General features: G+C 60.1%; 20 protein-coding genes and 1 pseudogene. 5 read left to right on the top strand and 16 right to left on the bottom strand.

Annotated elements, in window-relative coordinates; translation table 11 throughout:
• Positions 1 to 346 precede the first annotated feature (346 nt).
• Entirely contained in the window at positions 347 to 652 is a 306-nt protein-coding gene (locus tag MMG94_RS09500; RefSeq protein ID WP_154419875.1) for a hypothetical protein, read from the top strand.
• A 410-nt stretch (positions 653 to 1062) separates the two neighbouring features.
• On the opposite strand, the gene MMG94_RS09495 is transcribed toward MMG94_RS09500, so the two are convergent.
• Positions 1063 to 2190, bottom strand: a complete 1128-nt coding sequence (locus MMG94_RS09495; protein WP_016917857.1) for a hypothetical protein — start codon at positions 2188 to 2190, stop codon at positions 1063 to 1065.
• A gap of 230 nt (positions 2191 to 2420) precedes the next feature.
• On the bottom strand, positions 2421 to 2876 hold the full coding sequence (locus MMG94_RS09490; protein ID WP_154419877.1) for a hypothetical protein: 456 nt from the start codon (positions 2874 to 2876) through the stop codon (positions 2421 to 2423).
• Positions 2877 to 3790: 914 nt separating this feature from the next.
• Between MMG94_RS09490 and MMG94_RS09485 the strand changes: the two genes are divergently transcribed.
• Positions 3791 to 5077, top strand: coding sequence for a tyrosine-type recombinase/integrase (locus MMG94_RS09485; RefSeq protein ID WP_016917859.1), 1287 nt, complete (start codon positions 3791 to 3793; stop codon positions 5075 to 5077).
• A gap of 367 nt (positions 5078 to 5444) precedes the next feature.
• On the opposite strand, the gene MMG94_RS09480 is transcribed toward MMG94_RS09485, so the two are convergent.
• From MMG94_RS09480 to MMG94_RS09465, 4 genes are all read right to left on the bottom strand, one after another.
• A complete protein-coding gene (locus MMG94_RS09480; protein ID WP_195840183.1) occupies positions 5445 to 6893 on the bottom strand; it encodes a hypothetical protein in 1449 nt (482 codons plus the stop codon).
• Positions 6886 to 7203: a hypothetical protein gene (locus MMG94_RS09475; protein WP_016922189.1), complete on the bottom strand. Its 318-nt coding sequence runs from the start codon at positions 7201 to 7203 to the stop codon at positions 6886 to 6888. Before MMG94_RS09475 ends, MMG94_RS09480 begins: the two co-directional genes overlap by 8 nt.
• Complete coding sequence (locus MMG94_RS09470) at positions 7200 to 7355, bottom strand: hypothetical protein (RefSeq protein WP_154419881.1); 156 nt, start codon at positions 7353 to 7355, stop codon at positions 7200 to 7202. The genes MMG94_RS09475 and MMG94_RS09470 overlap by 4 nt, the downstream gene beginning before the upstream one ends.
• Before the next feature lie 278 nt (positions 7356 to 7633).
• Positions 7634 to 8722 carry a P63C domain-containing protein gene (locus tag MMG94_RS09465; protein WP_154419883.1) on the bottom strand — a complete coding sequence of 363 codons (1089 nt, stop codon included), beginning with the start codon at positions 8720 to 8722 and terminating at the stop codon, positions 7634 to 7636.
• Positions 8723 to 8809: 87 nt separating this feature from the next.
• On the opposite strand from MMG94_RS09465, the pseudogene MMG94_RS09460 reads away from it, so the two are divergent.
• Positions 8810 to 9615: pseudogene (locus tag MMG94_RS09460) on the top strand (IS1 family transposase).
• On the opposite strand, the gene MMG94_RS09455 reads toward MMG94_RS09460, so the two are convergent.
• Complete coding sequence (locus MMG94_RS09455; protein WP_016922045.1) at positions 9546 to 10274, bottom strand: hypothetical protein; 729 nt, start codon at positions 10272 to 10274, stop codon at positions 9546 to 9548. The pseudogene MMG94_RS09460 and the gene MMG94_RS09455 sit on opposite strands and share 70 nt — an antisense overlap.
• Positions 10274 to 10396, bottom strand: coding sequence for a hypothetical protein (locus MMG94_RS09450; RefSeq protein WP_016922046.1), 123 nt, complete (start codon positions 10394 to 10396; stop codon positions 10274 to 10276). The genes MMG94_RS09455 and MMG94_RS09450 overlap by 1 nt, the downstream gene beginning before the upstream one ends.
• A gap of 130 nt (positions 10397 to 10526) precedes the next feature.
• Here MMG94_RS09450 and MMG94_RS09445 point away from each other — a divergent pair, with 130 nt between their 5' ends.
• Entirely contained in the window at positions 10527 to 10781 is a 255-nt protein-coding gene (locus tag MMG94_RS09445; protein ID WP_026016546.1) for a helix-turn-helix domain-containing protein, read from the top strand.
• A 62-nt stretch (positions 10782 to 10843) separates the two neighbouring features.
• Complete coding sequence (locus tag MMG94_RS09440; protein ID WP_016922048.1) at positions 10844 to 11047, top strand: hypothetical protein; 204 nt, start codon at positions 10844 to 10846, stop codon at positions 11045 to 11047.
• A 56-nt stretch (positions 11048 to 11103) separates the two neighbouring features.
• Here MMG94_RS09440 and MMG94_RS09435 read toward each other — a convergent pair whose 3' ends face one another.
• The 8 genes from MMG94_RS09435 to MMG94_RS09400 all read right to left on the bottom strand — a co-directional run bounded on the left by MMG94_RS09435 (position 11104) and on the right by MMG94_RS09400 (position 17809).
• Positions 11104 to 11715, bottom strand: coding sequence for a hypothetical protein (locus MMG94_RS09435; protein WP_016922049.1), 612 nt, complete (start codon positions 11713 to 11715; stop codon positions 11104 to 11106).
• Between the two features lie 9 nt (positions 11716 to 11724).
• A complete protein-coding gene (locus MMG94_RS09430; RefSeq protein ID WP_016922050.1) occupies positions 11725 to 13584 on the bottom strand; it encodes a phage tail tape measure protein in 1860 nt (619 codons plus the stop codon).
• Positions 13585 to 13643: 59 nt separating this feature from the next.
• Positions 13644 to 14021, bottom strand: coding sequence for a phage tail assembly protein (locus MMG94_RS09425; RefSeq protein WP_016922051.1), 378 nt, complete (start codon positions 14019 to 14021; stop codon positions 13644 to 13646).
• 94 nt (positions 14022 to 14115) lie between these two features.
• Positions 14116 to 14679, bottom strand: a complete 564-nt coding sequence (locus tag MMG94_RS09420) for a hypothetical protein (protein WP_154419885.1) — start codon at positions 14677 to 14679, stop codon at positions 14116 to 14118.
• Between the two features lie 553 nt (positions 14680 to 15232).
• Positions 15233 to 15487: a hypothetical protein gene (locus tag MMG94_RS09415; RefSeq protein WP_016922053.1), complete on the bottom strand. Its 255-nt coding sequence runs from the start codon at positions 15485 to 15487 to the stop codon at positions 15233 to 15235.
• A complete protein-coding gene (locus tag MMG94_RS09410) occupies positions 15484 to 15999 on the bottom strand; it encodes a hypothetical protein (protein ID WP_270111193.1) in 516 nt (171 codons plus the stop codon). Before MMG94_RS09410 ends, MMG94_RS09415 begins: the two co-directional genes overlap by 4 nt.
• Positions 16000 to 16081: 82 nt before the next feature.
• Positions 16082 to 17407: a hypothetical protein gene (locus MMG94_RS09405; protein WP_154419887.1), complete on the bottom strand. Its 1326-nt coding sequence runs from the start codon at positions 17405 to 17407 to the stop codon at positions 16082 to 16084.
• Between the two features lie 147 nt (positions 17408 to 17554).
• Entirely contained in the window at positions 17555 to 17809 is a 255-nt protein-coding gene (locus MMG94_RS09400) for a helix-turn-helix transcriptional regulator (RefSeq protein ID WP_016922056.1), read from the bottom strand.
• Positions 17810 to 18033: the final 224 nt, after the last annotated feature.

The following is an 18033-nucleotide window of genomic DNA, read 5'->3' as shown; positions in this document are numbered from 1 at the left end:
TAGCAGCTAAGCGCGTATACGGATTGCTCAACGAGCGTCTGCCAAAAACGACCGCGCCATAGTTCTTTGGCTCTCCCGTGGGCTACGCAGAAGACAAGCCGGCCACCGTCAGCGTGCAATGATCTTGCAGGCCTCGGTCAAGGTCACCTATTGAGGGAGACAGGGCTCTGGCGTCAGCGTCGGATCATCGTCACCGGCGCCGGATCGGTTTACTTTGGGCGAAACGATCCATTCCTGAAGTGCGTCCTCGGGCGGCGGCTTGAGCATCTCATCAAAGCGGCCGCGGCGGCGCGACGATGCTGGAATCAGCACGAGCGCGAAGAGGCGAGGAAAATCGAGGCCGCGCTTGACGCCATGGCCCGCCAAGCCGCGATCATGGCCCGCTGATGATGGAAAGCCGCATGTCCGATCGCTCAAGCTTCGACGCCTCGCCGGCCAGTGCGCCGAAGAAGGCGCTCTCGGGCGCTGGCAGAATCAGAACGAAGCGCGCCGGGCCGCCTATGGTCGACTCATTCAGCGGGCGCGTCGCGCGAAGGCGCTGAAACGTGGCGAGGCCGATCCGATCTTCCTCCCCGGCACGCGCAAGCTCGCGCCCGACTTTCAGGAAGCGCTTGACCGCTTCATGGCGGAGCGGAAGGAGGCGGCGGAGTGATTGCGCGAGAGGGCGGACCGGGCGCAAGAGGCGAGGTTTGTGCTCGGTCTCCGCTACGCAATCCGCCCCTACATTTAGTTGTGACGAATTGGGAGCCGGTCCGTCTAGATTGTAGCCGATATTGCCGCCGGATCGAGACTGGCCTATCGTTCATGCGTCGGCAGTCGTTTCGGACGTGTAAGGCAGAGGGGCGTCGAAAGACGCGGGCATTTGCCACAGCGGTCCTTTGACCGCGAGCGGACGTTGGCGATTCCGACGTGTCGTGCCTATTCTGCGACCATGACGAACGTCATCTTCACGCCCCGAGCAATACGCCGCAGCGCTCGCGCGCTTCAATAAGAAGCTCGCCGCGCAGTGTTTTTTGTTGCAACATTTGCCTCATTGGGGCCGGTTCCGTCGCATCCTTGGATTCATTTGTCTCCGGTAACGATGGTTTTCATTTCGACCACTTCCATATCCTTGGTGGTGACGCGCTTGAGCTGGCGCAGCACATCCGGGTCCCAGCGCGGGTCGGGCGCGCCGCTGACGAAATTGTCGCCGCCATTGTCGGCGAGCGCCATGCCATAGGTCTTCAGAGCCTTGAGGATCGTCTGCACTTGCGGGTGAAATTTCGAGATGTCGTAATTCGCCTTGAGCCGCACCCGCATGCCCATCGGTGGAAGCGCGGGGTCCGTCGCATCGCTCGCCCAATGGCTCGCCGGCGGCGTATAGGCGCGGCGGGTCTTCGACAGGGTGAAGCGCAGCGCATGTTCGACGGCGCCGGCGCCGACGACCTCGTCATATCGGACGAGCCCGGGCAGGATCGGAAGGCCAGCGGCGTCCGCGGAAGTCCACCCGGCGGGGCGCGTTTGATTGCTTTTCGCAAGATTCCAAATGGCGCCGCTATCCGCCTTCCACGATCCGTCGCGCTGCGGAAAGGCGTTGAAAAGCTCGTAAAGCATGGAATTGTCGCGATCGAGCACGATCACATGGCGATCGCCATCGGCCTTGGCGCCGCCTTCGATCGGCGCGTCCGGCGGGATCGGATAGGGGCCGGGATCGCTTTCCTCCGCATAGGTGAAGACGACGGGCGTCCGTTTCTGCGCGCCGTCGACGACGACGTAAGGGATGCCGATGGGGGCGCCTTCCCAGACCGCGCCAAAATCGGGATGAAGCGGCTTGTCGCCGATCCGCGCGAGAATGCGCGCGGAATTGCGGTCGACGGGCGCGCCCGAAATATCCTGTCGCCAGAAACTGTCCTTGGGAACGAGACTCGCGCCCTCGAGATCGGCGTTGGGGCCGAGCTTTCCGGCGACGGCTGCGCGCGCGGCGACCGGCGCATCTGCTTCGACCTCCCGCCCCAGCTTCTTCAAATAGCCGCGCGCGACATCGGCGTGAAAGCCATTGGGGAAGCGTTTCAGATAGGCTTCCCAGGCTTCGGCCGTTCCCAACTCCTTGGCGATGCCGAAGGCTTCGCGCGCCGTAACGTCGTCTTCCGCAAAGGCGGGGCTGGGCGCCAAGATCAGGGTGAAGGCGAGAAGGATCGCGGGACGCCGCATCGAAGCTCCCCAGAGCGCGCTGAAGGCGGCAGTATAGCAGACCAGCTTCGAACCTTCACGCCGATTACGCCATGCGGTCAGTCTCGCGTCTTCTTCGTCCGGAAGGCCAGCTTCGACATTTTCCTGCGGTCCTCCCCGGCGAAACCCGGGGAAGACTCTTTTCTCCGACGGTCGGCGTCAGGTCCGCGCGCTTGGGAGGCCCCGCCCCGCCGGCGCGCCTTCACAAGCCCTCACCAGCCGCCATAGCCGCCCCCGCCGCCGTGATGACGGCCCCAGCCGCCATAGCCGCCCCAGCCACCGTGGTGGGGATGACCCCAGCCGCCGCCATACCCGCCATGGCGACCGCCCCAACCGCCGCCGCCATAACCGCCACCCCAGCCGCCGCCCTTACTACCACCCCAGCCACCACCTTTGCCGCCGCCATAACCGCCGCCGCCTTTGCTGCCGCCCCAGCCACCACCCTGACTGGAGCCGCCCTTATTACCGCCCCAGCCGCCGCTCTGGCCGCCGCCTTTGCCGCCACCGCTCCAACCGCCGCCTTGGCCACCGCCGCCGCCATAGCCACCACCCTGGCTGCCGCCGCCCTGAGGAACGCCGTAGCCGCCACCCCAACCAGCCGCGACGACCACGGTCGGAAACGCCAAAGCGCCGACGAGCGCTCCAATAAGTCCAAATTTGCGTAGCATGGCGCTTACCCCCCTTTTTCCATTCCTGGTTTAGAAGTCTTGCATGAAGTTCAATGCGCGCCCCCGAGCCTTGAGCGCTCTATCTAAAATGCAATAGTTCTGAAGGTTGTCCATCCGGACCAGACCAAGAAAAGTGGAGTTAAAAAGCTCTCTTTCCGGGGAGTTCTGGATGAGCGCCCGTCCGACGGCGTTCGGTTGAGAGGAATCGGTGCGTCTGGTCCTGGAAAGCGGCCAATCGTTCGCCGCGCCCGCCGCGGCTCGATCCGTTCAACGTTTCTCGCGGGTGCGGCGCGAGAAAATCGCCGCATCGGCGTGAGCGCGCCTGCCAGGACTGCGGTCTTTGCGGTCGCTTTCGATATACAATGTTCGCATTTTGTTCTTTGCGAGGCGGGAGTCAATCTCGAAGAAAGGGGCGCGGATCAGGGAGGGCAGGCGGGATGCGCCTCGACGCCGCAGGGGAGGCGAAATCTCGCACCGTGGCGACATAGTGGCGACACGGTGGTTTGGATCAGAGGCAGACCGGCAACTTTTGCTTCGTAAGTCTTTGATTTGCTTGGTGAGCGCGCTGGGACTCGAACCCAGGACCCCCTGATTAAAAGTCGGGTTAAGCTAATACGATGGGGCGCGACAGGGTGCGTTGCTCTGTCATAACTAGCTGAATTTACGAGAGGCGACTACGACCGCCTGCTATCCTCTCTTGCGTATTTCGCTCCCGTCTGCTGACATATTGCTGACACGGAGAGCAGGCGGGCGAGGGCGCGCCTGCCGCCCCGGATGTTGCGATATGCGAGTAAGACAGTAGGGGGCAAAAGCCGTCCAAGCCGTCCAAGACGTATATTCCGTCAATAAATCAGTATCTTGGTCGTTTTGTAGCGGCGTCCAAGATCGTCCAAGGTCGATCGCGAGCCGTCCAAATGCCGAAGCTCACCAAGCGACTGATTGACGGGCTGGCGGCGTCCGGCGACCGCCTAATCATCTGGGATTCCGAGATAAAGGGCTTTGGCTTGCTTGCTCTGCCGACGGGCGTTCGATCGTTCATCATCCAGTATCGGAACGAATCGGGCCGGCAGCGGCGTCTCACGCTCGGGCGCTACGGCGTCATCACCGCGGACGAGGCGCGCAAGGCGGCGCGCGACACTCTGGCGAGCGTGTCGAAGGGAGCGGACCCCGTGGGGCAGCGTCAGGCGCAGCGCTCCGCCCCACTCGTTTCAAATATGCTCGACCGCTATCTGAGCGACCATGTCGACGTCCACAACTCGGCGCGTATGGCGGAAAGCGCCCGCCTCTCCATCGAAAAGCACATTTTGCCGCGGCTGGGCTCGCTGCGGGTCGTCAGCGTGACCAGGCAGGACGTGCTCAAGCTGCATCGGGCGATGGAGGCGACGCCGCGGCAGGCAAATTTGACGCTGGCGGTGCTCTCGAAAGCCTTCAGCCTCGCCGAGCTGTGGGGGCTTCGGCCCGACGAGTCCAATCCCTGCCGAAAAGTGCCGCGCTATCCTGAAAGCGCGCGCGAGCGTTTCTTATCCAATGAGGAGCTAAGTCGTCTCGGCGCTGTGCTCAGAGCGGCGGAATCTCCCGGCCTGCCATGGGCGGAGAGAGACGGCGCCAAAGCCAAGCACCTGGCCAAAGCGGAAAACAGGGTCACTCCCATCAGTCCCCGCGCTCTTGCGGCGATCCGTCTGTTGCTATTCACGGGCGCGCGGCTTTCTGAAATCCTCGAGCTCAAATGGGAGCATGTCGACTTCGAGGCCGGGGCCATCGCCTTGCCAAATCGCAAGGGCGGCGTTCGCCGGGCGCATCCAGTCAGTAGCATCGCGCTTACCGTCCTCGCGGATCTGCCGAGGGAAGAAGGGGCGCCCTGGGTTCTTCCCGCGCCATTGGACGCAAAGAAGAGCCTCTCCAAATCAGTTGTCGAAAACGCTTGGCAGCGTATCCGATCCTGCGCGGGCGTCCCGGATGTGCGATTGCACGACTTGCGCCATACCGTCGGCACCTTCGCCTCTCAGGCGGGAGTGAACGCTTTCCATGTGCGCGACCTACTGCGTCACTCGAATATCGCCGTGACGGCGCGTTATGCGAACCGCGATAGCGATCCGATTCGGGCGGTCTCGGAGGATGTCGGCGCAAGGATCAAGGCGGGGCTGGAGAATAAACCAGCTGGAGAAATTGTCGGTTTTTCGCGAAAGCCGAAAACTGGTTGATCAGCTCGAGCACGTGGAATGAAGGCGCCACGGTCGGGCTTCGTCTTGGGGTGCCGATTCGGCAGGAGGGTTTGTTTCATGAAGCCGACGCTCATTGCGACCTGCGCAATTTTGACAATTGCCGCGACAGAGGCAAGCCTTTTTGCTATTTAACGAGGCGCAGCTTCGGTCGATCTTTGGCTTCAACGCCATAGAGATGTGCTACCTCGGAAGCATCAAGGCGGAGCATCTGCGCAAAATCCGACTGGGAGTAACTGAGCCCGTCTTTATGCAGCGCGATGATCTGGTCAAACAGACGAGTTTCCTCGCGAGGGAACTGAGTTTCCTCTGGTTCAGTCTTTCGCCAACCGCGTGCACTCAACTGCCTCTACAGATAGGAAGACTGATTTTCGGTGATCAGTTTCGATTGCCCCGCATTGAAGAGAAGCGATGCGACCGAGACTCGCCAATATTTTTTCAACTGGACAAGGCGTTCAAGCGTAACGCGGCCTCCGACCAGATCGGATCGCAATTGCAGCGACGGGACCAGAAGCTCGCCGTTCAGGACGAGGATTGGATAGGGTCCGCGCTCTCGAAACGCGGCGACGAGCCAAGAAACCACCAAAATGAAATCCGCATCGCTCGCAACATTGGCGAAGGGGCGGAGCTCGTCGATCGTCCCGCCACGCGTCGGCTCGCACAGCGCGCGCATCCTCGGCGAACGTATGAACGGCAGATCGTGCGATTCGATCACGCGCCATCCGCCAGGATGAATCTCGACGGCGCGCCAGGCTGCATCGGCGAGATCGACGTAGAGCTTCCCATCGCGCGCGCCAACGCGCCGCCAAGGCGCCTGTTGAGCGCCCTCGCTCACGGCGCGCGCCTCGAGCACGCGCAAGGTGTCCTCGATGGCCTGCGCGCCTGGCGCGAAGCCGGATTGCTCATAGGCGCGAACGGCGAGCCATCGGCGGAACACTTGCGATCGAACCGGGCAGTTCTCCCGGTGGTGATTCACCGGGATCGTTATAAACGGCTCATAATCCGGCCCATGCCAAAGCGTGCAATCGCGCGTGAGCGCCATCAGCGCGTCACGCTGGGGCGTGCGCCGCTCTTTCTTCGGCTTCGCGGCCTTTTCCTGCGGCGAGCTCACCAGCGCCGCGATCGGCTTCGCGCTGGCGATTAGCGTTTGCGCGTGCGCGGCGGTCCACCCGTCGCCTTCCGCGTCGGCGGCGTCCCATCCTTCCAGAACACCGATGGGCGGCGAGAGCAGGGCGACGGAGGCCGCGCCAGCCTCCTCACAAAGGCCAGCGACTTTCTCGGCATATTCGAGACCCGGCGCGTCCGCGTCCCGCCAAATGACGACGTGACGCCCGCGCAGCGGCGCCCAATTGGCCTTCGCCGCGCTTTTCGAACCGTTCGGAGACGCGATGCAGGCGAAATCCGGCGCCAGACGGCCGGCGGCGTCCGCGGCCTTTTCACCTTCGCAGATGAGCACGGGCGCAGAGGGCCGCGCGGCGAGGCGGTCGAGGCCATAAAGCGGCCGCGGCGTCGGCCACGCCTCCCACCGCCACACAGGCGCGCCGCCGCCAGCGGGCGCGTAGAGTGCGAGGGGACGAAATTGTTTCCCATCCCGCCCGTCGAATCGAAGGATGAAGCCAAGCAACTGCCCGCTTGCGCCGCGATAAGTCCACCGCGCGGTTGGCTCGCCGAGCTTTGGATGTCGGGCGGGCGCTTGTGGCGCATCGACCGGGATGGGCGTGACGATCGACCATTGCGGCGCCGGCGGCGGCGCGCCGTTCGCCTTGCCGCCTTCGATCGGGGCGAAGGGGTCACTCATAGAGATCTACCCCCAGCATTTCGGCGATCCGACGCGCCGCCTCGGCTTGATTGAGATCGAAAATATAGGCGGCGAGCGAGATCAGATCTCCGCCGGCGTCGCCTGTGGCGAAGTCGCCCCAGCGTCCCGTTTTCATATTCACTTTGAAACTACCGAGGCGCCGATCGGCGCGGCGAGGGTTGCGCGCCACCCATTCCAACGCGTCCCGATGTCCGTCGGGAAGCCATCGCGAGAGGATCGATTCCGATCGCCGTGCGGCGGCCTCGGCAATACGACGGAAGGCGATCGAACGACGTTCGACCATCGTCATTTTCCCGGCTTGCTTTTGCGCTGGAGGTAAAAGTCGTCAACTACCGACGCGATCGCTCGCGATGTTTTCGCGTCGAACTTTTCCGAAGCGATAATTTCCAGAAACAGCACCGCGGCGGAGCCCGGCGAAATATCGAAAATCGCGGCCGCCATGGCGATGAATCCTCTGCCGCTTTTGAATTTGAAACTGAATGGCTCCTTCCGCTTCCAGGAGAGCGACCAGCGAGTAGTGGGTCAGTTTGAAATTTGACGGGGTTGACGCCGCATCCGCCATCCCCACACTAGGCTTATGACGAAACAGCCGAAACGCCCCCGCGACGCGAATAAACTCGCAAAGCTCATCGTCGATATAGCTTCGAGTGAGAAGGAGGAAGGTGAAAAGGCGCGCTCGATAGAGAGCGCACCTGCCAAGCGTACTTCGCCGCGTCGGCCTACTTCTTCTCAGGCATCGGCAAAGAAAAGCTGAATTGCACGACGCTGCGCCCGTAGTGCCGCGCGACTTTGTCACGCAACTCCCGCATGTCACGGCATTCCTTCGCCATGCCGATAATTTCGTAACACCTTGAAACGAGCGCGCGGACGCCAAGATTTTCGGTAAGTTGCCTATGCCAATGAATACCTGGCGGCGGCTTATTGTTGCGGAGATACTCGGCAACAGGAGGTTCAAGCGTATCGTAAATCATCTCGATCACAAGCTTCCCCCACCATTTTGGCCGGCTGTGTAGGTTCCCCTTCCATCCAGTCAAACGCCCAAACTCAGCCCAAAGCTCATCTGGGAACGTTTTTTCCCAACCGCGAAGCTCATCTGCGATGAATGCACGCAGTTTGACCTGCAATGCGTCTTCGGCTCGGTCATATTGGTATCCAGTTGCCTCGTCGATCAGAGCTTCGAGGCCAACTTTCGCGCACGCAGAAAGGAACATGCTCGCCTGAATCGCCATCTGCCGTTGTCGATCAGTCATTTTTGGATATGGTGACTTAGGGTCGAATGACGCCTGTAGTGCCGATACAAAGCCTTGACAAATCTCAATAAAGAGGTCGGCGGGAAGACCTTTCACCGCTTTCCCAAGACCCTCAACCTCTGGCAATCGGAAGGGCACAAATCGCACGAGAACCAAGTCCTTGTTAATGAATGGTTCTAGTGATTTTACCCCCAATAATTTTTCGAGCGCTCCGAGGCCTTTGACGCGCGTGAGAACTTCAGTTGCCGACGTGCGCCCAATGACTCTGGCACCGTTGTCTAGCACGTAGCACGGCACTTCCATCCCGACGATGTTGAGATTTCCGCGCCAGCGCGCGACGGGCATCGCAGGATCAACCTCAAGTTCGTCCTCTTGGAGCGTTGCCAGCGCTTCCTCATCAATCTCAATTATGTCTTCCGCGTCTTCTCCTTCATTTTTATGCCATCTTGCCAGAGCGGCCTTCCGTGCGCTCTCGCTTCTTTCCTCTGCAGAAAGGGCCGCAGCGCGCGCAAATCCACCCTTCGCGCGACCGCCATCATCATCGTCAGCTTCGGTCATTTTCCACCTCTATACGTGCATTTTGCACGCATAGACCATTGCACGCATCGCCAATGCGTGTCAATATGCGTGCATTTGAGCACGCATATGAACAAGCTTTCGACCGAAGATCGCGCCCGCATCCTTCACCTTCTTTGCGAGGGCCAGTCGATCCGTGCCATTACCCGCCTCACTGGCGTGTCCAAGAACACGGTCACGAAACTACTAGTCGCCGCCGGCAAGGCGTGCTGGGCCTATCACGACGCCAACGTGCGCAACGTTAAAGCCAAGCGCGTTCAGGTGGACGAAATTTGGTCGTTCACCTACGCCAAGCAAAAGAACGTTGCGACGGCGAAGGCCGCTCCCGCCAACGCAGGCGATACTTGGACTTGGACGGCGATTGAGGCCGATACGAAGCTGATCGTTTCCTACTTCGTCGGCGGGCGCGACGGTGAATGCGCCATGTGTTTATCGACGATCTTCGCGCCCGTCTCGCCAATCGCGTTCAGCTTACGAGCGACGGCCACAAGGCTTATCTTGAGGCGGTTGAAGGCGCATTCGGCGCGGATATCGACTATGCGCAGCTTGTGAAGATTTACGGCTCGGCGCCCGAAAGCGCCAAGGGCCGCTACAGCCCGGCGGAATGCACTGGCGCGAAGAAGGAAAAGATCGAAGGCAATCCCGACCCGGCGCACGTCAGCACGTCCTATGTCGAGAGGAACAATCTCACGATGCGGATGCACATGCGCCGCTTCACGCGCCTGACAAACGCCTTTTCGAAGAAGGTCGAAAATCACTCCTACGCGGTCGCGCTCCACATGATGTATTACAACTTTGTCCGCGTTCATTCGAAGCTGCGCATGTCGCTCGCGATCAGCCGCACGACGTCTGCGGCGATCCGGCCGGTCAAGTGAGGAGAAAGCGCTTCGAGAGCCGGTCTGAATCGATCAAGGGGCATCCCCACGACGCGCTCGGGTTCTATAAACCAAATCCCGACAACCAGTTTCGCGGCGGCAGCGTTGATAGAAATATCAGGATGATCGAGGATCTCGTCCGCGAGATCGCTTTGCCGATCGCCGAGTCGGTTCCATTCCGCCTCCAGCTCATTCAAGCGAACCTTTTGAAATTCCTCCCGCTGAGCCTGATGAAGTCTCACCAGGTTTCGGAGGTTCCGGATGTATGCTGCTTTGGCTATACTTTCCCCGAACAAGCCCGCCATCCGTTTGAATTCAGCGCGGTAATCATATTTCGACGGCCGCGCCAGGCGCCAAACGCCGGAATATTCGGGCGGCGTGACGGAGAGGTCGAGTGGCCATCCAACATTCTCCCCGACGTATGATCCGTCTGACGCTATATATCTTGGGCCGGTATTTGCCCAGAATGGCAAGCGGTCGATCGCGCCGGCATATCGATCCCACGCTTCAGCGATCCGTTCATCCAGATCGATCCATTCCTCCCAAAGGGGCGCGACGTCGTCCGACGACTCACCGAACGTGGCGGCCGGCAGAATTTCCGGAAGCGCGGCGAGCGGCGCCGTTGCGAGGGCGGAGACGAAATTGCGACGAGAGGTCATCAGCAGCCCCGCCCGGCTCGAATGGCGGCGAGGACCTCGCGCGTCTCGACCACGGCGAAGGCGAGCCACAGGAGCGCGAAAGGCGCGAGAAAAAAGGCGAAATCGGGTGCTTGTGAGAACATTTTAATAAGCCTCCTCCGTTCGCGGAAACGGTGGTTTCCGCGTTGGTCTGCGTTGAAAAACGATTACATTTCTGATATAAGGCTATACCGTCCGTATAGTCAACATCAGAAATGTTAGGTTGGTCTGATAATGTCGCTTTCGCCTGGGCAACTGCGGGCAGGCCGCGCACTGATCGGTTGGTCCCAGGATCAATTGGCCGAAGCTTCCAAAGTGGCAAAAGCAACAATCGCCAATTTTGAGGCCGGAAAGCGCCAGCCGTATCCACGAACGCTTGACGATCTTCGCGATGCACTCGAGGCGGCCGGCGTGATTTTTATCGATGAAAACGGTGAAGGGCCGGGAGTAAGGTTGAAAAAAGTCCAGCAAGACAACCAAACCGCTTAAGCGGCGCCCGGCCGTTACCTGTGACGCCGCTTGATTTTCGAAAAGCTCAGAGAGAATACCGGATGGGAAGAAATGCTCGCCTCGCCTTGATCGAATTCGTGCGGGCGCTTGCGATCGAGGCGGCGCGCAGTGACCATGCAGCCGCCGTTAGCGAAAACCCGGAATGGACAAAAGAGGATTTCAAGAAAGCGCGCCCCGCAAGCGAGCTTTCGCAGGAAATCCTCAAGGCGTTTCCCCGCACGCGCGGGCCTCAGGAGAACCGCTAATGACGCCGCGTTCACGCCGGTGGCTGGGCGGGTTCTGGACCGCCGGTTGGCGCTGGTCATTTGAGCTGCCGTAGGAGCCACTTCTCGATAGCAGCCGGAAAGAGCTTTTCGACATTGGAGTAGAAGGCCTTCTCCGCCTCGTCCTTCACCATCTCGCTCGGAATTGCTGGCCCGTAGAGCTTGTAGATCGGGACGCGGCCGGCGCGTTTGTTGCCTTCGAGCCGGCGCGCAAACACATGGCCGTTGGGACCGATGAAGGTGTGCGGGAAGACCTGACGCCTGCCCCAGGGCGCGGCCGTCACACCTCTCTTGGTCTGGCGCGGGGAGAACTCCTTGAGGCTGAGCGTCACGTCCCGCGCGGTCATGACGTATTGGCCGGCCCCAGCGCCCATGGCTTGCTTGGTCGCGATGACGTTTCTAACCCTAGCCTGCTTGACGCCTGCCTGCTTGGCGGTCGCCTTGATGACTTGGGTGCGGGTTTTATTGCCGACCTCGTCCAACGCCTTGCGCAGCGCGTATGGCGCCTGGGCGGCGGCCTGCTCAAAGAGATCCGAGAGTCGGCGGTCGAACTTCATCGACATAGAGAAGTTCGTCGAACCGCCGACGACGCTCCTTTTGCTCGACCCGAAGACGCCACCGCCGAAGGGCTCGTAGTAATTCTTGTCCATATTTTTGACTCACGGCAGCATTGTTACGCCGTTGTTGTTGTCGTTGCGCAGCGCGCCAGTCGCTTTCACTTCCTGCACCACGTCGCGAACAATTGAGCCTCGCTCAGCTTCAACTCGAATGGTCAGGCTGATATTGGCCGCGCCTTCGAGTTTTGCGACTGGCGTCATAGGGCTTTGTGGCCCGCCCAGGCCAAAGCCGAGAATGCCGGATCTCGCCCTGTCCACTCCATAAGCCCTGGCCGCTACGGGAGCATTCTTCTCGGCGTCGAAGCGATCAGCCGCCATCTGGAGCTTCTGCCAATTTCCAATGATGTTCGCAGGACTGTCCGCAATCGCGCTTTCCGCCGCAGAAACCCACGTCGGAAGCGTAGGCAGAGTCGGCACAAGTGACGTCGAGAACGGCTGGGGGCCCTTCAGGAAGAGCGCTCGATTATCAGCGCCAAATGGGACAGGCGTCTTGTCCGCAAGCCGATCAATCGGCTTGCCGTCAGGACCTGCAAGGAAGCCGGTTTTCTGTGCGGAGTCGAACGCCTTCAACGTCCGCTCGAGCTGCTCATTGATCGTCGGCAGCGCCCAACGTGTGAGCCTGTCGCCGATCTCGGAGGTGAGTGCGCCAAACCGTTCGAGATGCTTCGACGTCGTCGCGAGGTCTGTGGCGAGGCTCTGTGAAAGCGAGCCGCCAGCCTTCCCGCTCTTCAGCGCTGTCAGAAGCCGCTGCATTTCCGGCAGCGCCGCTTTGATGCGCAGGAACTCGTCCCACCATTCCTTGCCGCCCAGACCGACGGCAAGCTTCACGGAATCCTTGTTTTTTCCGAGACGGTCCATGACGGTCATGATCGTGCCCATGGCGTCCTTTTGCATCGCCTTCTCGATGCCAGCAGGCGTGAACCCGAGCGACTTTATCGCTGCATTGAAACCCTTGTTTTGAGACGATGCGGTGCGCAGGCGCGACGAGAGCTGGCCGAACGCGCGGGAGGCGACGTCCTCCTGCATTCCGACGCTGCGCATGGCGGTCAAAGCGACCATGGCGTCGTCATAGGCGACGCCCGCCTCTTTGGCGCCAGCGCTCGTCTTCGCCCACATGGCGGAGATGTCCTTCTCCGCGGCCGCCGAAATATCGCCGAGATAGTTCACCTTGTCTGCATAGGCCTCAAGTTCTTTGTTCGTCCATCCCGTTTGCGCTTTGATCTCCGAAAGCGTCTGCGCGGCCTCTTTGGCGGGCACGTCCCAGGCGGACGACGCCTTCGCGGCGAGCTGCATGAAGCCGGAGAGATCCTTGTAGGCGATTCCGGCCTGGCCCGCTTGCGCCGCCAGCGCCGCCATGTCCTCGCGGGATATGCCGATATCCCGCGAGGTCTTGTTGATCATCGCTTCGACGTCGGCGAAGGTGGCGCCCGCGTCGAGAGTCACCTTCTTCTTCACGTCCGCCATCGCCTTGTCGAAAGACATGGCCTGCTTCAATCCGTAAGTTGCAGCGCCGCCGACGGCTAATCCGGAGAGAGCCGCGCCGCCCATGCCAAGCGCCATGCCCGCTGTTCCCGGAAGAGCTGCAGACGCGAAGTCGGATGCCCTGTCGCCGATGCCTGCCAGGCGCGCATTGATGGCGCGAAGCTTTGCGCCGAAGCCAGCGCCTGCCAAGACGGGCGCAATATTAGACATCCTCGCCGCGACGGCGGCGTGCTGCGCCGCGCGAGTAGTTTGCGCAATATAGGCTGCGCTCATCCCCCGCGTGACACTGTCCATGCGCCGCGAGACCGCCGTCGCCGTGCTTTCCAGGCCGCGCATCTTCCCCGCGATGCGGGAAAAGGTGTCGGCGGTCTTGTCCGTGGCGGAGATCTGAAGTTCAGATTTGAGGCTCTTGACCGCCATTTACCGCTTCTCCACAAAAATGCGCGCTTCCTCTACCCAGAACGACAGCTGTTCGAGTGTCATATCCTCGACGGTCCAGTGGGCCCAGCCGAAGCGGAAGACGAGGACGCGGGCAACGGCCCTGAGCTGCTCGGCGAGGGAGCCGGAGCCAGGGCCTCCCGGAAAAAATCGGCGATAGCGCCCTTCAGCTCGAGGGTGTCACGAAGGCCAAGCAGCGCGAGAAAGTTGGGGTCGATATCGGCAAGGCGCTCGATCCAGGCCTGCAGCAATTCAGGCGTCTCCTGCTGATAGCCGCCAGTGCCGACCTCAACCCAGGTGAAGGGCATACCGATCGACATGTAGTCGGCGAATCTCGGCACCCGCAATCCGATTGTCCGGATTGTGGCTTGTCCCGGAATTTCGATCGGCTCCGATAAGGTAACGATGCGGTGATACATTACATTTCCTTTCCGTCGCGAGCGGCTCGAGCTGATTCAGCTCGCCTCGCCCATGTTGATGACAACGCGGCGCCGCTATGAGGCGCGCCGCTTCTCAGCCCGCCCTGTCGATTTTGATGACGAGCGACTCGTGTTTGGCCAAAGCAGCCCGATTGTTTTCCATGCGCTTCCGCTCTTCCTCTGCTTCGCGCTCTTTATGCCAGGACTCGGCCGCCGCGCGGTTTTGGGCTGTCAATTCTGCGTGGCGCCTTTCGAACGCTTCGGCTTCGTCGTGCGCGTTGATCACGGTCGGCGGCGGCGGCACCAGTGGCGCGGTTTCACGCTTGGCGCGTTCGAGCCTCGCGCGATCGGAAAGGAGCGCATTGACGTTATCCGTCGAGAGCGCCCGTAGGGCTGGCACAGCACCGCCCAAGATGGCGGGATTGAGACTCAACGCCGCGCGGACATATTCGGCTTCCGCTCGGATAGCGGAGGCTTGATCAAGCGCTTTGGCGGCCCACACATCGATGATGGCGAAACACTCTGCATATGCCGCGCGCGCCGTAGCCATCTTCGTCAGAAGATCGTCAATGAGCGGCTGAAACAAACCCGGCGCCGACGCCTTGGCGCTTTCGAGTTTGCCGATTTCGTCTTCGGCGGCGTCGATCTCGCCGCGCATGGCCTTTATATTCGTCAGCTTCGGCGACGGCGTCGACGTTAGCCCCATCGCCGCGGCGGCGGCGATGCTTCCGTCCGCTGCGGAGATATCGGAGCGAAGAGCGCTGACTCTCGCCGCGAGATTTTTTTTCCTGTCGTCGATCGTGTGAAAACCGGATCGGGCGGTCTCTGTTTTTTTTATCGCGGCGGCCAAAGCCTCAAAGGCTTCGTTGCGCCTCTCCTCCGCATCGCCGAGATCGATCATCGCGATCTCGTAAGCCAATGGGTTGGCGGGCATCTGAGTGTTTTCGATCTGATCCATTTTTTCGCCTTTTATTTAAGATGTTTATCTTTCTGATGTAGTAGGTGTGCATTTCCACGACGTGGCGCGCCGTTGTGATGCGTATGGATATCCATAGCGCGCATCGCACCGACTCTAATTTTGCCATCCGATCCGACCGCCGAGGGATGCGAGCTCCTGAGGTCCTTGGTTGCCGTAATGGAGAGTGCGCGGCGGCGCGACCGATCGCCGGCGCGCTCTGCAAATGAGCTGAGCAAGAGACCCATCTGCAGAATTACTTGCCCAAAATCCGTCTCATCTCGGCGGAGCCTTTAGCTAATTCGACTTCCTGGACCGAATATCCGCTCGGCGCGACAGCGAGAGCAGAAACTGCATCGCTCGCTGTCATGTCGGTTTCGAGCGCGAAATGACGCGCGAGCGCCTCGCGCCCCTTGGCGCTTTCATGATTGAGAATTGTCGCGATGCGCGCGCGCTCGGCGATGGCCGCCGCCGCCGCCGCTCGAATAATTTTGCCGTCTTCCACGCTCATTTCCCATTGTCCTTTTTCGTGCGCGCACTCACTGCGTCCGCTGACTGAAGCTCGCGCATTCTCGTTGGGGCCGCAGTGGAAGAGTTGGGTAAAATTTCCCTGGAGAGATGCGCGGTCAGCACGCGGGTGTCGAAAAACACCTTCCCGCCGAGATCGCGCCGGGCGCCGAGCGCTGCGCCGATTTCGCGCGCGGTCTTTTCGCTGACGTTTAAGAGCGGAGCGAGCTGCTTTGCGCTCTTGAGGTGCTCGCCGAGAAGCGACGAGGGGGACTGCGTGGGGAGATGCTCGCCCCATCGTCGAAGAGCGATAGAGGGAGAGCGCCGCCCGTCTATTTCGTCGGCGAGCGCGAGCATGCTTTCCGCGTGGGCGATTTGGAGTTTGGCGGTATGGATGATTTGCTGAGCCTGCTCGCGGATTTTGTCGGCTGTGGTCACGTGCTCAATCAATCGTGAGAGTATCCCGCAGTCGGGGATGTCCGTCGATTGAAAGCATCGGCACAGGGGGGCAGCCAAGGAGATTAATAGTCGCGGAAATTCGTTGTTTATCGCGGAGAAGGTTGACCGCTAAAGTCAACCGGTATTGGATTCTAAAAAATCACCCATTACAAGGTCTCCGATTCCTCGAAGCTGGGAGGAACCATTTGTAGCCAGGGGGCTCAAACCCAATGGTCGTTGCGTCGCATTGGCCGCCGTAAAGATCAATTAAGAAGCCGGCAGACGGCAAATTGCCTTCGCAAAAATCGGTGAGCTGGCGGTTGTAAAAGCGTTCCGGCAGATTTCGGAGCTTGACCCTCAATCCAGCTTCTCCGGCGCTTATGCCCGCATGGGACTCCGTCCAGAGCTTTTGCAGATTTTCTTTGCTTTTGTGGAGGGCGCTCAATGCCTCGAGGACAAGGTTTTTGCCTATTGAAAAATATGGCTCGTCCGAGAGATCCTCGTATTCTGAATCGAAAATGACGTCGATCCAATTTTCAACGTCATCATCGCTGAATTTGTCAATCCCGCTAATGCTCTCAGTGTCATTTGAGTGAGGCCCGTTTTTGTTTATCCATTCCGCAATTTCGAATTTGAGATCCAAAAACTCTTCTCTCACAAGAAATGCCTTTGCGCGCGGGCCACCACCTCCTAGGCGCCGGAAGATATAATCGAGTCCACCGTTACGGTTAAGGCCAGTAAGATCAAGCGCAGCCTGCACGAATTCACTCCATAATCCATGGCGCTTATCGGCGCCGTGAAAATCCGGCGAGTGGCCGGTCCATATTGAAAAAGCTTCGCTGAGACGCAGCACGAAAAAAAATCGTGCGTCGTCTGATGGTCTTCCCTGCCTTGGATGAAGCTGTGAAAACGCTTGCAGCTGATCTTTAAGCTCGCCGAGAGCAGAGACGCCGCCGACGATATCTTGGCGGCGGCCCGACTTCTCGGAACTATGCTCGTATCTCCAAGCTTCATTGATCCTGATAGATTCGGCGATCGGGATACGCAAAGCATCCAATGCCTTCTCAATCGCTAAGGCGTGCGTCTCGGCGTTTTTTGCATCGTCCAGGAGATGAGCGAAGGCGTGTGCATACTCGTCTGCGCGCCAATAAGCCCGCGCCACGATCGCTCGCGCGCGGTCGATCTTTTGGGTTTTATCGGTCGCCAGGATGAAATTAACGACGGGGCAAGACGATCGGGAACCGGCCTGTTTCTGGAAGAGGCGTGAGGAAATTTCGTCGAGGACCTGAATCCCATCCTTAAATTCCTCGGCTCGCTTCCTACCTAAACGGGCTTTCACGTCTCTCTGATTGTCTGCAGGAAAGCGGCGATCGAGAAGAGCGCGAAGATCGCAAGGGTCGATCGCGTTCCTATAGAGATTGAGTCGACGGAACCCTTCAGCTGTTTTCGCTGTAGTCCCTACAACGTCTCCTCGCTTAGGGCTCATGCAAGGCACGCCCGGCGGATTGAGGGTTTTAATTGAACTGAATTAATCATCGCGAGCCCTCGCGAGCGCCCTTAGGTGCGCGGGGAAACGAGTGGGCTTTACTCGCTTGTCGGCTGGCCGGCCTATCCCCGCGCGTTCATTACATTCTCAAGCAGGGGCCTGCTTTCGCAGCCTGACGCCCGCGCCGCCGCCGTTCTCGGGGAGGAATTCCACGCCGGCGGCCTCAAGGGCAGTCTGAACCTTTTTCACGGTGACGGCACCGCTAGTTATTGGCTCGCCCCCGCGGGCTTCCATGTTCCGGATCGTGTTGACGCTCACCCCGGATTTCTCGGCGACCCATTTCTGGTCGACCTCGGCGAGAGCGCGTGCAGCCTTAAGCTGATTGCCGATCGTAAGTGTCATTGGTTCCTATACCTAAGTTTCTAGTTTACAGCACTATCACGCGCGTTTAGGTTCAATCGCTAACAAACTAGCTCTTATACCCAATCGTTTGGGTTTTCAACGCGGAAGCCGTCGTTTCCGCGAACAGGAAAGGCTTGTCCAAATGCCCACACAAGCATCCGCTTTCGCCTTTTTCCTCGCACCCTTCGCGCTTCTGTGGCTGGCCTTCGCGGTTGCAGAGACGC

The organism is Methylocystis parvus OBBP (genome assembly GCF_027571405.1).
Classification (GTDB): Bacteria; Pseudomonadota; Alphaproteobacteria; order Rhizobiales; family Beijerinckiaceae; genus Methylocystis; species Methylocystis parva.
The sequence above is the reverse complement of the archived record's forward strand: the minus strand, read 5'-3'. Positions and strand labels throughout refer to the sequence as shown.

What these genes read in the sequence shown, in the direction of transcription:
- MMG94_RS09440 (WP_016922048.1), top strand. Translation starts at nt 10,844, where the DNA reads ATGGGAAGAAATGCTCGCCTCGCCTTGATCGAATTCGTGCGGGCGCTT.
- MMG94_RS09430 (WP_016922050.1), bottom strand. Translation starts at nt 13,584, where the DNA reads ATGGCGGTCAAGAGCCTCAAATCTGAACTTCAGATCTCCGCCACGGAC.
- MMG94_RS09495 (WP_016917857.1), bottom strand. Translation starts at nt 2,190, where the DNA reads ATGCGGCGTCCCGCGATCCTTCTCGCCTTCACCCTGATCTTGGCGCCC.
- MMG94_RS09420 (WP_154419885.1), bottom strand. Translation starts at nt 14,679, where the DNA reads ATGCGCGGCGAGATCGACGCCGCCGAAGACGAAATCGGCAAACTCGAA.
- MMG94_RS09480 (WP_195840183.1), bottom strand. Translation starts at nt 6,893, where the DNA reads ATGAGTGACCCCTTCGCCCCGATCGAAGGCGGCAAGGCGAACGGCGCG.
- MMG94_RS09490 (WP_154419877.1), bottom strand. Translation starts at nt 2,876, where the DNA reads ATGCTACGCAAATTTGGACTTATTGGAGCGCTCGTCGGCGCTTTGGCG.
- MMG94_RS09475 (WP_016922189.1), bottom strand. Translation starts at nt 7,203, where the DNA reads ATGACGATGGTCGAACGTCGTTCGATCGCCTTCCGTCGTATTGCCGAG.
- MMG94_RS09405 (WP_154419887.1), bottom strand. Translation starts at nt 17,407, where the DNA reads ATGAGCCCTAAGCGAGGAGACGTTGTAGGGACTACAGCGAAAACAGCT.
- MMG94_RS09400 (WP_016922056.1), bottom strand. Translation starts at nt 17,809, where the DNA reads ATGACACTTACGATCGGCAATCAGCTTAAGGCTGCACGCGCTCTCGCC.
- MMG94_RS09450 (WP_016922046.1), bottom strand. Translation starts at nt 10,396, where the DNA reads ATGTTCTCACAAGCACCCGATTTCGCCTTTTTTCTCGCGCCTTTCGCG.
- MMG94_RS09470 (WP_154419881.1), bottom strand. Translation starts at nt 7,355, where the DNA reads ATGGCGGCCGCGATTTTCGATATTTCGCCGGGCTCCGCCGCGGTGCTG.
- MMG94_RS09465 (WP_154419883.1), bottom strand. Translation starts at nt 8,722, where the DNA reads ATGACCGAAGCTGACGATGATGATGGCGGTCGCGCGAAGGGTGGATTT.
- MMG94_RS09455 (WP_016922045.1), bottom strand. Translation starts at nt 10,274, where the DNA reads ATGACCTCTCGTCGCAATTTCGTCTCCGCCCTCGCAACGGCGCCGCTC.
- MMG94_RS09485 (WP_016917859.1), top strand. Translation starts at nt 3,791, where the DNA reads ATGCCGAAGCTCACCAAGCGACTGATTGACGGGCTGGCGGCGTCCGGC.
- MMG94_RS09445 (WP_026016546.1), top strand. Translation starts at nt 10,527, where the DNA reads ATGTCGCTTTCGCCTGGGCAACTGCGGGCAGGCCGCGCACTGATCGGT.
- MMG94_RS09415 (WP_016922053.1), bottom strand. Translation starts at nt 15,487, where the DNA reads ATGAGCGTGGAAGACGGCAAAATTATTCGAGCGGCGGCGGCGGCGGCC.
- MMG94_RS09425 (WP_016922051.1), bottom strand. Translation starts at nt 14,021, where the DNA reads ATGTATCACCGCATCGTTACCTTATCGGAGCCGATCGAAATTCCGGGA.
- MMG94_RS09435 (WP_016922049.1), bottom strand. Translation starts at nt 11,715, where the DNA reads ATGGACAAGAATTACTACGAGCCCTTCGGCGGTGGCGTCTTCGGGTCG.